Here is a 15,199-nt window from a genome sequence, read left to right on the forward strand (position 1 = left end):
CAGAATGGTTATAAGTATTGAAATGATTTGGAATAAAGTATTGATTTTTAATTATAAAGTATTGGTTGGTTTGGCCCTTTAGTATGATTCGGAGGAGAACTTCAAGTTAAGTTGAATAGGCTAATTCTCCTCCAATAATTTAGTGTGTACGATTTCCGGCTCCATAATAGGATTGTGGACAATCTATCGCACCCATTTTATTATTAGAACCACATGATGTTGCTATTACACTAAGAATAATAAGTATTGTAAAAACTAACTTCTTCATAATTGTTTCTCGCTATTTTTAATTAATGACTTATTACAAAAATCACACTTATTTTTCTGATGAAAACAACCCTAAAGGGTTGAAGTTTAATAGAACTTTGGTAGGGTTTTGATTTGGTGGTTTTATCAAAAATGATTTGTTTAAAAAATAATCATCATAATTGAGCAAATTCTTTGAATTGAATTACTATTTTTATGGACAACTCTGATCGGTATTCTTAAATTGGATATCCCTTAATTTATAGAAGAAATTATTCTGCCTGATTATAAATAACATCAGGTATGGATAAATTGAAATAGCATGGAAAGTTTATTAATAGTTGATAATGATAGAGATACCTATAGGTTATATGAGCTTGTTTTTAGAGGTTTGTATAAGCTTGAATATACAAACAGGTTTGATGAAGCAGTTGATATTATAAAAGAAAAACGGATTAAAATTGTAATAGTCGAACCCCTAATTCAAACAAGCTCAATCACAGAATTATTACAAGAATTAAGGCTTGAGTTTCCGCTTGTGAAGGTGATACTAGTGAGTAATATTCACGATCACCTCATCATACAAGAGGCAATCAATAAATATGGGATCTATAGCTATTTTGTTAAACCGATTGAGCCTCATCGAATTCAAGTAGCTACTGAACGAGCAATCGAACAATATAACCTGGAGATTCAGCAAAAAAAATTAATCAATAGCCTTAAAAAAAAGACTACCTGTTTAAAAAAAGTAGTTAAACAATTAAAGTATGAAGAGGAAAAGTTCAGGATGATGTATGAAACACGTCCGGAACCAACATTTATTATTAGTAGTAAAGGCGAGGTGCGTAGCTATAACCCAAGTGCGTTAGAAATGTTTCCACATCTAAATAACTCTTCTGAGACTGATTTATTCATTAATTACTTTAAAGGGGAAAGAGCCGAAATAATTAAAAACTATCTCTCGTCATTGATAAAAGGGGAGAATAATTCTTGTGAAATAGAGTGGTTTATAAATAATGAAAAGGTACACTTTGATATATCGGGATTTAAATTGGTTTATCAGGATGAAGAAAGCTTCTTACTAACTTTTAGAGATGTTTCTTTGAAAAAAGAGATGGAAAACCGTGTACTTACTTCAATAATTAATACAGAAGAGAAGGAAAGGCGACGCTTTGCCCAAGAGTTACATGATGGAATTGGACCATTGCTATCGACAACGAAACTTTATTTGCAGTGGTTTAATAAGCCTGATTCAAAGGCTAATAAAAGTGAGATAATAAACAAGGCAGAGGAAACGCTTGAAGAAACAATTTCATCATTACGTGAGATTTCTAATAATATAAGTCCTAATACGCTGATTAATTTTGGACTTGATACAGCACTCAAAACCTTTCTCGATAGAATACGTAATGCCACAAGTCTCAAAGTCAATTACCACAGTGTCGTTAGAAAACGATTAAAAAATGAACTTGAAACAACATTGTACCGATTACTTTGTGAATGTGTAAACAATACCATTAAACATGCGAATGCAGATAAAATTGATATTGAAATTTTGGATGATAAGGATGGTTTAACAGCTAAATATAGAGATAATGGGAAAGGCTTTGATGTTGTTAATATGATGAGAAATGGTAAAGGCAATGGGCTTTTAAATATGAAGTCGAGAGTTAAATCATTGGGTGGTTTTTTTGAATTGAAATCAGCTGATGGTAAAGGAGTAGAAATGAATATAAAATTTAATATAACCTGATTCAAAAAATGAAAAACGTTAATATTTTCTTAGTTGATGATCATCGAATATTTAGAGAAGGCGTTAAAAGCCTTATAGAAATGGAAGGTGTAGGAAAAGTATGTGGCGAAGCTTCAAATGGTCAAGAGTTTTTAAATGCAATTGAAGATACGGTACCGGATTTAGTTTTAATGGATATTTCGATGCCCGTTATGAATGGTATTGAAACAACAAAAGCTGCTATAGAAAAGTATCCAGATATAAAAATAGTTGCTTTGTCAATGCATGGAGATGAAGAGTACTACTATAAAATGATAGAATCAGGTGTAAAAGGGTTTTTACTAAAAGATAGTGGAATAAAAGAAATAGAAAAGGCAATATATTCTGTAATAGATGGAGATAGCTATTTCTCTAATGAATTATTAAGGCGAATAATCACCAATATTAATAATCCGGATAAGAAAGAATCAAGCAATACATCTGATTTATCTAAAAGGGAACTTGAAGTATTACGAGAAATATGTAATGGTTTAACCAATGATGAAATAGCAGAGAAGCTTTTTATTAGTGCCCAGACGGTTAAAGGTCACCGTAGTAACTTGCTATCGAAAACAAATTGCCGTAATAGCGCAAGCCTGGTGATGTTTGCCATCAAAAATAAGATTGTTGAGCTTTAATAGTAGGGTTAATTAATAGTTTGTGCTGATGTTAAATATTGAAATTCTTAAAAGGTGGAATGTACAACTCAATACAATTAACAAGGTGGTTGGTTGTGACTTTTCATGTATTGTGAATCAACATTCTGAAAGAATTCAAATAGTAAGTGAAGCAAAATGTGGAGAGAAGAATCAAGATTATCATCAGGAGATATTAACGATACTAAATACCCAAGTAAAAGGATTTGAACTTACTGATGAACTTCAAAGTGTTTTAAAAAAGCATCTGGAGATTGGGAAACTAATTGCTATAAAGCCTATTAGGAAGGATTGCTCTAATCAATGGGGCTATTTAATACTTATTAGCTCTGCTTATAACGAACTAACACATGAAGAGTTGGAAATGCTTGAAGCTATGATTACTAATTTTAGTAATGATTTAGAACTCTTTTATCAGGTTGTTACTAATCAAAGACCTTTTGATCAGCGATTAATAAATTTCTTAGTGGAATCGACCAGCGGTGTGCCATGGCGGATGGATTTTAAAACCAATGAATTCAAATATGTGGGTTCTGAAGGCAAGCGAATTCTTGGCTATGAACACGAAGACTGGCCAACTTTTGAGAAGTGGGCAGCCTGCATCCATCCTGATGATCGAGAATGGGCAACCAACTATTGCTATAACTGCAGCATACAAGATCTTAATCATGTTTTTGAATATCGTCTAATTCAAAAAGATGGTAAGATCATTTGGGTACGTGATATCGTTATTGTTAAGCGCGATAAGCAAAATGAGATAGCCGAGTTAGTGGGCTTTATGATTAATATTACTCACATTAAAGCCAATGAAGAAGATTTAAAAGAGGCAAATAATCGTCTGGAGAAAGAAAAAAATCTTTTGAATAATTTTATAGATACAATCAGTGCTTTTGTATTTATTAAAGATTTGGATGGCAAATGGCTGACAGTTAATAGATTCTATGAGGAATTTTATGATTTGCCACGAAGTTCTTTTATTGGTAAACCATTAGATGGCTTTATTCCTGATGATGTTGCATCATACCTTAAAGAGAAAGAACAGCTCGTCGTTTCTCAAAAAGATGTTGTCAATTTTGAATATTCAATCTGTGATTATAGAGGAGATAAAAAATGGTTTTATGCATCTTACTTCCCAGTGTTGAATGAGAAGAACGAAGTCGAGAATGTTTGTGGCACATCAGTTGACATAACAAAAATAAAAGAGCTGGAGAATGAATCAGAAAAGCTAAATCAACAATTAGAATTTGTATTGAATGTTACAAATACTCAGTTGTTTATAGTTGATGAACAGCATGAGATAATATACAATAGCAAAAAAGGAGAGGCAATAAGAGAGAAATGCTATAAACATTTGAGAGGGCAAGAGAAAAAGTGTAGTAAATGTCCAAGAGATCACTCCTCTCTTGATACCCTAACAACCTATTATCAAACCTCACATGAAAACAATAGTGTTAACTACCAGGTTACAACTTTCCCGTTTAAAAACAATCAGGGGAGAGTAAACATCGCGGTTGTTAGGGTTGATATAACCGATAGAATTGAAATTGAAAAAAAAATAGGCCAGTTAAATGAGCAGTTGGAAATGTCTATGCTGGCAGGGCATATTGCTTTTTTTGAGTATGATTTCAATAAGAACACTTTTACTTCAAATAAGCACGTCAGTGATATTGTAGGGTTTGATATCTCAGACAATATTGATAACAACTGGTTATTGTCACGTGTACATCCAGCTGATCAGTCAAAAATAAATGAAAGAATTAAAGGCTTCGTTGGGGGGGCTTCAGATAATAGTGAGTTAGAGTTTCGTTTTCTAAACGCCAAGCAGCAGTATTTATGGTTAAGTGTTTATATCAATCTCGGAAACAAAGAAAGCCAATCAATTACGGGAATCATTCAAAATATTACGCGTCATAAAGAATTATTGATTGAGCTTGAAATGGAGCGAAAGAAATCTAAAGCTGCCAATGAAGCTAAAACTAATTTTATAGCAAGCATGTCGCATGAGATCAGAACACCAATGAATGCCATTTTAGGTTTTTCTGATATCATGAGTAAGAATTTGAAGGATTCAGTTTACAAAAACTATATACACTCAATAAAAACAAGTGGCAAGCTTCTACTTTCCCTAATCAATGATATACTCGATGTGTCTAAGATAGAGGCTGGTAAGGTTAGTTTAAAATATGAGCCAACAAATATCAAACAGTTGTTGGTTGATATCTCAGAGACATTAAGGTATAGTGTTAATGTCAAAGGGTTGGAAATGCAAGTAGTTCATCCAGAGAATATTCCAAATCGTTTATTTGTTGATGAACTGAGGATGAAGCAGATTTTTCTTAATCTGATGAATAATGCGGTTAAATATACCAATGAAGGAAGCGTCACAATATCATATTACTTTAATAAGAATCGAGAGCAAGGCAAAGGCGAATTATTTTTTACAGTCACCGATACGGGAGTAGGTATTAAGGCAGACAGACAAAAGGCTATATTTGAACCTTTTGAACAGGAAGGAAAAACCATTAATAAACATGTTCAGGGTACTGGCCTGGGATTATCTATTATCAATAAGCTGGTAAAACTAATGAATGGAAGCATTAGTCTAAAAAGTATTGAAGGAAGTGGAAGTCAGTTTTCTATACAAATTCCGGGTGTAATGTACGATGAAAATGATGATGAAATGACATCTGTTCCTGAGAATAGTTTGGTTAAGTTTAATGATGAATCAATATTAATTATCGATGATATTGAATCAAATCTTGATATTCTGGAACTCTTACTAGTTAATCTAGGATTAAAAGTAGAAGCAATCGATAATGGAAGAGAAGCTTTAAAAATAATAGAGAAAAGGACATTTGATATTGTTATGTGTGATATCAATATGCCTGATATGAATGGTTTTGAGGTTTTAGAGAGGATGCAAATGGGTGGATTAAATAAAAACCTTAAGGTTATTGCAGTAACAGCATCAACACTTGATCAGGAAGTAGAGGAAATTATGAATGCTGGTTTTGATGACATTTTAACGAAACCCATTTCAGAACAAAGTATTATAGATGTAGTTAGTAAATACTGCATAAACTCAGCTGAAAGTGTGAATGAGGATTGTGGTGAAGATTTAAATGAGGTGTTTAGCAAAGAAGATGGATTGAAGTTATTTAATTTATTAGATGATAAAGCAACAAGTATCTATCTGCGTTTAAAGCAGCGTACTTCAACCAACGACCTGAACGCGTTTAATCAAGCTTTGGAAGATTGCTTAAATACTGTTACGATCCCGCTTGTGTTAAATTATCAGAAAGATATTGACATCGCTATTAAATCATTCGATTTTGAGTCAATTCAAAACTTAATAAATAATTACGAGTCTATTTTGAATAAGCTAAGTAAATAATGACAAATAATTCCAGACATATGACCAAATCTAAAGTTCTCATAGTTGATGATAATCCTAAAAATTTACAGGTTCTAGCAAGTCTCCTGACAGATAATAATTACAGTATTGAGGTGGCATTGAATGGTAATGATGCCATCGACTGGGTGAAGGATCAAGTATTTGATGCAATTTTATTAGATATCATGATGCCTGGAATGGATGGTTTTGAAACTTGTAAACAAATCAGACAAGTAAAAATTTGTAAAGATATTCCCATTATTTTTCTTACGGCACGAGAAGATATTGAGAGTATTACAACAGGGTTTAACGTTGGCGGAAACGATTACTTAACCAAACCGTTTAACCATGAGGAGTTATTGGTTCGCCTGGCCAACCATATAGAACTAAAAGAATCACGTAGGAAGTTGGCTGATTTAAATGAATGGCTTAATGAAGAGGTGGATAAAAAAACCATTGAATTAAAAGAAGCTAACGACAAACTTAGGCGCCTGGATGATTCGAAAAATGACTTCCTGAAATCCATTAGTCACGAAATCAGAACGCCTTTAAACGGTATTGTAGGTTCTTTAAATTTATTAAAGGGTTATTCAGAAGAATCCTATTTCACTGAGGTGATTGAATTATTAGATCGATCGGTTACGAATCTGGAGAAATACTCATACGCAGCACTGCAAATTGCGAATCTGCAGTTGCGAGGTAAAACACAATTGAATCTCCAACAAGTAGACTGGGGTGTGATTATTTGCGATTGTGTCAAGCAATTATCAGTAATAGCTGAAGAAAAAGATATTAAGATCGAAATTCAAAACGACGAACCTGTAAAAGTAAATGCAGATTTTCAATATCTACAATCAGCTATGGATGCTTTAATCAATACTTGTATAATATTCACAGAATCTGGACATATTAATATAAAATTATTAAAGGATGAAGGAACGATTGTAATGGAGATGGAGGACAGTGGTAGCTTATTCAATGGTAATAATGTTGAGCATTTTTTCGATTCAATCAATAATCAAAACTATAACTTCGAGCGCAACAATGCCATGGAATTGTATTTGGCAAAAATTATAATTGAATCGCATGGCGGTACTTTATTATTTGATAATAAGGAAGACAAAAGCGGAGTGATAACAAAAGTGGTGTTGGAAGAAGTTTAGTATCCCATTATGACGATTGATTGGATGTTTTTGATAACTGAAATATCGGTTTGTGATAAATAATATGATGAGCCAATAGCTCTTGAAAATGTTTACCCGAATGAATGAACAACAGAATCGAATTAAGCAGCTTGAGGATTCAAATAAAACGTTAGAGTATACGCTGCAAAGATATCAGCAATTTTTCAAGCTGAGTGCTGAAGGGATTCATTTATGGCAATTTAAAGAAGCAATAAATTTAGATAAGAGTTATAATGAACAGGTAGACTTGTGTCTGAAAAACATGATTCTATCGGATTGTAATCAAGAATTTGCTAGTGCCTATGGATATAAGGGAATCGACCAAATCATTGGCATTACACTCGTTGAACTTTTGCAAGATGAAGATTTAGCCAAAAGCCTGATTAAAAGTTTGGTTAATAAAGAATATCGTTGGGTCAACTTTCAGACTAAAGAGTCTGATATAGAAGGGAACACACTGTACTTTCGGAATAATATTGTAGGTGAGGTAAAAGATAATCATTTGCATTATTTGTGGGGCACACAAATAGATATTACCGAACAAAAAACAACATCTTTAGAATTAGATCGGCAGGAAGAACTTTTTCGCTTAGCAGTAAAAGCTGGAAATGATGGCGTTTGGGATTGGCGTTTAGAAACAAATGAAGTTTACTTTTCAAAGCGCTATATGGAAATGCTAGGGTATGGAGAGCACGAATTAGGCGGAAGTTTAAGTACTTTTGAGTCACTCATTTATCACGAAGATGCCAAAAGAGTATTTAGCCATATAAGTGAATTCATAAAAGGTGAAGGTGAAACTTACCAGACTGAGTTTAGAATGGTGCATAAAGATGGTCATTTGGTCAATATCATGGCAAGAGGCTTCTTAATGCGTAACGAATATGGTAAAGTTTATCGTGTGGTTGGAACGCATGTTGACCTTACAGAGCGTTATCAAATAGAAAGTCGCCTGAGGCAACAGGTTGACGAAAACCTCTCACTTTATGAAGAATATCGAACAATTAATGAAGAACTGCATGAAAAGAATAATGATTTATTAGCCATTGAAGAAGAGTTACGAGCTAATAATGAAGAATTATATTCGACAAACAACCTACTTTCTGAAAGTGAAGAAAAGTATCGTGCTTTATTTGAAAACATGAGCGAGGCATTTGCCTTGTATGAAATTGTACTTGATGAGCAGAAGAATGTGATTGATTATGTGACGCGCGATGCCAATGCCACTTACCTTGCTTACATGCAAATGACTAAGGAACAGGTGATTGGTTTGAAGCATAGTCAAATGGTGCCTGAAGGTGCACATTCTGATGAATCGTGGTTGAACTTACTAAAACAAGTTGCTTTTGATGGAATCTCTGCAAGAATAGTTCGCCAAGCTCAATATAATGAGCAGTATTATGAAGGTAATTTATATTGCCCAAGAAAAGGCTATGTGGCAGTCGTTTTTCATGATATTACACAAGATGTATTAAGTCATCGTGAAATAAATTCTATCCGAAAGCGTAATCAATTTGTCATTGAAGGTACCAATGCCGGCACCTGGGATTGGGATGTACAGACTGGCAAACAGGTTCTAAATAACCGATGGGCTGAAATAATAGGTTATTCATTAAATGAATTAAAACCAACCTCCTTAAAAACCTGGGAGGAGTCTTTGCATCCCGAAGACATAAGGATAGCAGAGGTAGAAATTGGAAAGCTGCTTAACAAGGAAATTGAAAACTATGATGTTGAGTTTCGACAGAAACACAAAGAGGGACATTGGGTTTGGATTCAATCGAAAGGTAAAGTTGTTGAATGGTCACTAAGCGGTGAGCCTATAAGAGTAAGTGGTATTCATATTGATATAAGCAAACAAAAAGAAGCAGCGTTAGAGTTAAAGGAACAGGAGGAGTTATTTCGACTGGCCTTAGAAGCTTCAAATGATGGAGTATGGGATTGGAATCTCGAAAATGATAAAGTCTTTTGGTCGAAACGATACAAGGAAATAATCGGATTTAAAGACACTGAGATAGAGGCAAGCTTGGATGCACTTAAGGATCTGGTTCATGTTGAAGATTTCAACAATGTGATGTCACCAGTAAGGGAGTTTATCAAAGGAAAGTTGCCACGTTACAAGGTCGAGTTTAGGATGCGACATAAAAAAGGCCATTATGTGCCAATTGTAGCTAACGGCTATTTATTACGAGATGATAATGATAAACCTTATCGAATCATAGGTACACATCACGATTTAACAGAGCGTTACAATTCAGAAAAACGATTGCGAGAGCAAGTCGATGAAAACTTGTCATTATATGAAGAATACAGAACCATCAATGAAGAGTTGCATCGCAAAAATAATGATTTACTGGCCACCGAAGAGGAGTTAAAGGCCAATAATGAAGAATTATACCTCACTAATGAACAGTTAGGAAAAAGTGAGGAGCGCTATCGTAGTTTATTTGATAATATGAATAATGCTTTTGCTTTGTATCATGTGATTTGTGATGATAAAGGGAAAGTGATTGATTACCAGCCTGAGGATATCAATGGTGTTTATGTTCAATATGTTCAAAAAACAAAACAAGAAGCATTAAACCTAAAGGAGAGTGAGTTAATTCCGATGAATGCTCGTTTGGAAGATGAATGGCTTGAGTTGATTGAACAAGTTGCATTACAGGGAATTAGTGCTAAGGTGGTTAGGCATGATCCATACGATGAGCATTATTATGAAGCTAATTTATTTAGCCCTCATAAAGGTTATTTTGCAGCCATATTTAAAGATGTCACATCAGAGGTGGAGTCATATCGCCAGTTAGAAGAATCAAAACTTCGAAATGATTTTATTTTAGCAGGAACAAATGCCGGTACCTGGGATTGGAATATAGAAAATCAAAAGTTCATTGTGAACAAACAGTTTTTGAATGTGCTTGGTTTACCTGAAGATAAACTAGTCATTAGTGAAGCTGAAATACGCAGTTCAATACACGATGACGATTTAGTTAAGGTAGATAGTGAATTGAGTAAACACTTGCGTGGTGAAGCGGAGAACTATAATATTGAGTTTCGTGTCAGACACCCCAAAGGGTATTGGGTTTGGGTTAATTCGCGAGGTAAAGTCGTTCAATGGTCGCATGATGGGAAACCTGTTCGCATGAGTGGGACTCAGATAGATATGACAGAAAAAAAACATGCAGAAATGAAACTGCATGAAAAAGTGATCGAATACGAATGCTTAAATGAGGAATACAAAAAGCTAAATGAAGAATTAGAACATAGCAAAGAGAACCTTGAAGAACTCGTTTTAACAAGAACTTCAGAGCTAGTGGTTGCTAAAGAAAAAGCAGAAATGGCCAGCAAGGCAAAAGGTGACTTTATTGCTAATATGAGCCATGAATTAAGAACACCGTTAAATGCTATCCTAGGTTATGCACATATTCTGCAAAAGGATACAAATATCAATAATAAACAGCGTAAAAGCCTTTTAACAATTCATCAAAGTGGTCAACACCTGCTTGACATGATCAATGAAATATTAGATTATGGAAAGATGGATGCCAAAAAGCTTTCAATAGAGGCAGAGGTAGTGAACTTGTCAGATGTTCTGCAAAGCGTATTGGAAATAATTAAAATTAAGGCTGAAGAGAAGCAACTTTATCTTAATTATGAGCCTGCCTTTAATGTGAATTCTTTGGTGAAAATTGATGCTCGGAGATTAAAACAAATACTGTTAAACCTTCTGAGTAATGGCGTTAAGTATACAAATGCGGGTGGTGTCACTCTTAAAATTAATGTGATACAGCAAAAAACCTCCATGTTGGAGCTTACTGTTATTGATACGGGAATTGGAATAAAAGAAGAACATGCCGAGAAGGTATTTGAACCATTTACTCAAAACCTTAAAGATAAAAAGTTTGTGGAAGGTACTGGCCTGGGCCTGCCTATTACACGCGAATTAGTTCTACTAATGGGCGGAACCATTCAATTACAGCAGAATAAAACAGAGGGAAGTACATTTGTAGTAGAATTACCAATTAAGTTTATCAGCGACTATGGAATTGAGAAGCAATCGGTTGCAAAAGCTAATGTAATTGGTTATACAGGAGAAAAACAATCGATTTTAATAGTGGATGATAACCAGGCGAATAGTAGCTTATTAAAGGACTATTTAACACCTTTAGGTTTTAATGTTCAATTATCATCCAATACAAACGATGCAATTGGTTTGAATACCAAGCGGTCATTTGACTTAATCATTCTGGATTTTATGATGCCTGATAAAGATGGTTTGGATTTGTTACACGAACTTCCTGCAAAAAGACCGAAAGTACTTGGGGTATCTGCCACCTTAACGAATGCCGACAAGAGAAATGTGTTTGAAAATAAATGTGATGCATTTCTTTGTAAACCTATCGATCTTTCTGTTTTACTTGGTAAAATTGAGTATCTGCTACCAATCGAATTGCAATATGAACACCACGAAATCATAGAATCAATTGACTTTGTTCTGCCTGATAGCAATGTATTGGAAGCTGTAAAAGAATATGCTTTATTAGGTGATTTTAATTCTATTGAAAACATATTGTCAGAGATGGATGAAAATAAGTGGTCCTTATTTATCAGTAAGGTGAATGAGGCAATTGCTAAGTATGATGATGATACCATTATTGACTTATGTACCATGTCAATATCATAAATAGTTTTTGAAATGAATTCGACAGCATACAATAAAATATTAATTGTTGATGACACGCCTTCTGTCATTGATATCATTAGAGAAATCCTTATACGAGCAGGTTACGAAGTGGCCATTGCCACCTCAGGAGAGAAGGCTCTTAAAAAGCTGGATGTAATTCATCCCGATTTAATATTAATGGATATCATGATGCCCGGAATGGATGGTTATGAAACATGTCAGGCTATTAAGAAAAATAAAGCATTTTCAGATGTTCCAATAATATTTGTTTCTGCCTTAAGTAATTCATTTGATAAAGTAAAAGCATTTAAAAGTGGTGGTGTCGATTATGTGCCGAAGCCAATCAATGATGAAGAGCTTTTAATGCGTATTGATGTGCACTTAAAGAATGCAGCATATCGAGCAGATATTGAAAGCCTGAATAGAAAACTTGATAAAAAGGTTAAGAAGCGAACCCTTGAACTTCAGCTTTCAAATAAAGAATTAATAGGCAAAAATATAGAACTTAACCAATTATCGAAAGAATTAAAAGAAGGTAAAAAGAGTCTTCAATTGGTAATTGAAGGAGCTGAATTAGGGACTTTTGAGCTTGACTTAACCAAGAGAACAATCAAGTATAATAAAATTGCAGCATTAACTTTAGGATACCAGGAAGGTTTGAAAGAACCTGATTTAGAGTTTTGGCTCGCGCTTGTGCACCCCGATGATCTATATATAATAAAAGATGTTCTTAATATAGAACACTGTCGTAGCAATGAGCATTTTGATATGTGTTATCGGATTAAACACCTTAATGGACAATGGATATGGCATCATGTCAAAGGGAAGATCAAGTACTCAATAGATGGAGAACCGATAAGTGCCAGTGCGATAATTATTGATGTAACAGAGCAAAAGACATCGGAAGTAGCCTTATTAGATAGTGAAAAGAAATTTAGAATATTATCGAATTTTACCAGTGAAGGTATTTTTATTCATAATAATGGGACGGTTGTAGAATGTAATCAGGCTTTCGTTAAGTTAATGGAGATGGAATCAAAGACCAATATCATAGGTAAGCCTATTCCATTTAATAAAGTTGTTCCCGGAGATCGTGAAAAGGTAATGGTCAACATGAAGAATAAGTATGTTGGAACAACTGAAATCATTATAGAAAGAAACAATGGTGATTTAAATACTTTGGAGCTGGAAACAAGTGATATTAACTACCAGGGTGAAGAAATGCGTTTAGTAGCATTGCGAAATATTACCACGCAAAAGCAGGAACAGCACCTGACTCAAAAGCGACTGAACCTTCTGGAGATGTATCCAAAAGTAAATTTGGAGCAACTATTAATTATTATTCTGAATGATTTAGTGGAGCTGATAGCATGTGATGGGGCCATCCTTTTACCTTTTAAAGAAGCATTGTATTATGACACTATTCAGACCTGGTCAAGTTCGTTAAGTGATAAGCTGGTCAACAAGAAACCAATAAGTATTTCACTCGATTTAAAGCCTGAGATTAACAATTGTATTAAGACTAAAAAGCCAATATTGGTAGAGAACTTATCGAATGACGGTTTGGATATTTACAATAGTTTATTGTATCCCGTTGTTCGATCCGGGCAGGTTGTTTCTATTATGCATTTCATCAATAAAGCAAAAGGATTTACTGCCTCGGATATACTACTGGTAGATCAAATAATTGATTGGTACAGAGAAACAGCAGAACGTAAACGGACAGAGTATGAATTGCAATTAAGTGAACAGCGTTTTGAAAATATTTTTAAGAATAGTTTAACTCCCATGTTGCTTATAGAACCTTCAACAGGTGAGATAACAAATGGAAATACTGCAGCAGCAAACTTATATAAATGTACGTCTGAACAACTAAATAAAAGGTACTTTTATAGCTTGAATAATTGCCCAAGGCGCTCTACGATAAAAAAGCTGCAAGAGGTCGTTAGCGGAAAAAGCAACAGCTTTAAGTTTGTACAAAAAATAAATGAAGAAAAAACCATTCATGTTGAAGTGTTTTTTAGCTTAATAAAAGGGGTACAAGGTGATATTTTATTTTCGATTGTTATCGACCAAACAAAGGAATTTGTATCAAAGAATGAATTACTTAAAGTTAACAGACGTTTAAAAGGCTTGGATAATATAGTGCATTACAATGCAACATCTATTCATGGTTTATTAGATTATGCGGTTGACGAAGTGAAACAATACACATTAGCCAATCGGGCTTATCTTTTTATGTATCAAAAGACTAGTAATGTGTTTGTTTTGAGTAATTTTGACAAAGAAATTCGATTAACACATACTTTCAAAGGAGAAGACAATGCTCAACAAGTAAGTATATTAAACAGGGCTGTGTTTCAAAAGAAAATTATTATTGACAGTGGTAAATTTAACGATGAAGAATTAGCTGTTAACAAAGAAGATAATTCATACTACTTCACTGCTGCAATACCTATTATTTTTGAAGACCAAGTCGAAGCTGTTATATGGTTGGGGCGACAAAGTCGCGCCTTTGAGTATTTTGAATTGGAACAGGTTAGCTTGTTGTTGGAAACAACCTGGTTATTAGTAGAGAAACAGCAACTACAGGAACGTATGGAGGCATTAAGTTCTTAATCCTTCAATTTGGTTTACATTAATTGATACCGAAAATTGCTTATTTAGAATGAGTGCTAAAGGAGCTTGCAAGTCTTTGTACATAAAGGTTATTGAATCTAAATTATAAAAGTGTTTAAACTAACTCTCACAAAATATACCGCGTTTATTTGAGCATTAGTATATTTGCGGCCAACAACCTATCTCACCATCAATAAAAAGTGGGGAATGAAAATGGATGGTCGATTACAATTGCTACAGGAAGAAATAGGATTGCAACATGCTAATTTGGTAGCTATTGCCGAGAATATAAAACTGTCAATCAGTGAGGATATTAAGCACAGTTATGTCTATGCATTGGCAATGCGTTTACTTAATTTAGCCGAGTTACACTTCGCTACGGAAGAGGAGCTGATGAAAATAATTCAATATAAGGGATTGAATGAGCATTGTTTGGCGCATAAGACAATTGTTCTTGCTCTTAGAGAGAAAATAACAGTTTTAACTCCTGATATGGAAACCTATTATGATTTGGTTTCTAGTGTGAATGACTGGCTAATTGAACATATGCAGCAGGAAGATAAAGTCTTAACTGAGCATTTAGATAGTTGTGGTTATAAGAGATAGAATTATAGGGTTTTATGATTGATTGTGTTCTATTTCTTAAAACAT

At 34.1% G+C, this 15,199-nt stretch carries 8 protein-coding genes; 7 read left to right on the forward strand and 1 reads right to left on the reverse strand.

Going from position 1 to position 15,199, the window contains the following annotated elements:
• Window positions 1-139: 139 nt before the first annotated feature.
• Window positions 140-268: a hypothetical protein gene (locus JIV24_RS22625; RefSeq protein ID WP_262896388.1), complete on the reverse strand. Its 129-nt coding sequence runs from the start codon at window positions 266-268 to the stop codon at window positions 140-142.
• Between the two features lie 300 nt (window positions 269-568).
• Here JIV24_RS22625 and JIV24_RS05940 point away from each other — a divergent pair, with 300 nt between their 5' ends.
• The 7 genes from JIV24_RS05940 (at window position 569) to JIV24_RS05970 (ending at window position 15,154) form a co-directional block, all read left to right on the forward strand.
• Complete coding sequence (locus JIV24_RS05940; RefSeq protein WP_200464097.1) at window positions 569-1,999, forward strand: hybrid sensor histidine kinase/response regulator; 1,431 nt, start codon at window positions 569-571, stop codon at window positions 1,997-1,999.
• Window positions 2,000-2,007: 8 nt separating this feature from the next.
• A complete protein-coding gene (locus JIV24_RS05945) occupies window positions 2,008-2,655 on the forward strand; it encodes a response regulator transcription factor (protein WP_200464098.1) in 648 nt (215 codons plus the stop codon).
• A gap of 28 nt (window positions 2,656-2,683) precedes the next feature.
• Window positions 2,684-6,067: a PAS domain-containing hybrid sensor histidine kinase/response regulator gene (locus JIV24_RS05950; protein WP_200464099.1), complete on the forward strand. Its 3,384-nt coding sequence runs from the start codon at window positions 2,684-2,686 to the stop codon at window positions 6,065-6,067.
• A gap of 20 nt (window positions 6,068-6,087) precedes the next feature.
• Window positions 6,088-7,230, forward strand: a complete 1,143-nt coding sequence (locus tag JIV24_RS05955) for a hybrid sensor histidine kinase/response regulator (protein WP_200464100.1) — start codon at window positions 6,088-6,090, stop codon at window positions 7,228-7,230.
• A 100-nt stretch (window positions 7,231-7,330) separates the two neighbouring features.
• A complete protein-coding gene (locus JIV24_RS05960) occupies window positions 7,331-11,929 on the forward strand; it encodes a hybrid sensor histidine kinase/response regulator (protein WP_200464101.1) in 4,599 nt (1,532 codons plus the stop codon).
• Window positions 11,930-11,941: 12 nt separating this feature from the next.
• Window positions 11,942-14,548, forward strand: a complete 2,607-nt coding sequence (locus JIV24_RS05965; protein ID WP_200464102.1) for a response regulator — start codon at window positions 11,942-11,944, stop codon at window positions 14,546-14,548.
• Window positions 14,549-14,755: 207 nt separating this feature from the next.
• Window positions 14,756-15,154 carry a bacteriohemerythrin gene (locus JIV24_RS05970; protein ID WP_200464103.1) on the forward strand — a complete coding sequence of 133 codons (399 nt, stop codon included), beginning with the start codon at window positions 14,756-14,758 and terminating at the stop codon, window positions 15,152-15,154.
• Window positions 15,155-15,199: the final 45 nt, after the last annotated feature.

The sequence above is a fragment of the Carboxylicivirga marina genome (genome assembly GCF_016612505.1).
In the GTDB taxonomy this organism is placed as follows: domain Bacteria; phylum Bacteroidota; class Bacteroidia; order Bacteroidales; family Marinilabiliaceae; genus Carboxylicivirga; species Carboxylicivirga marina.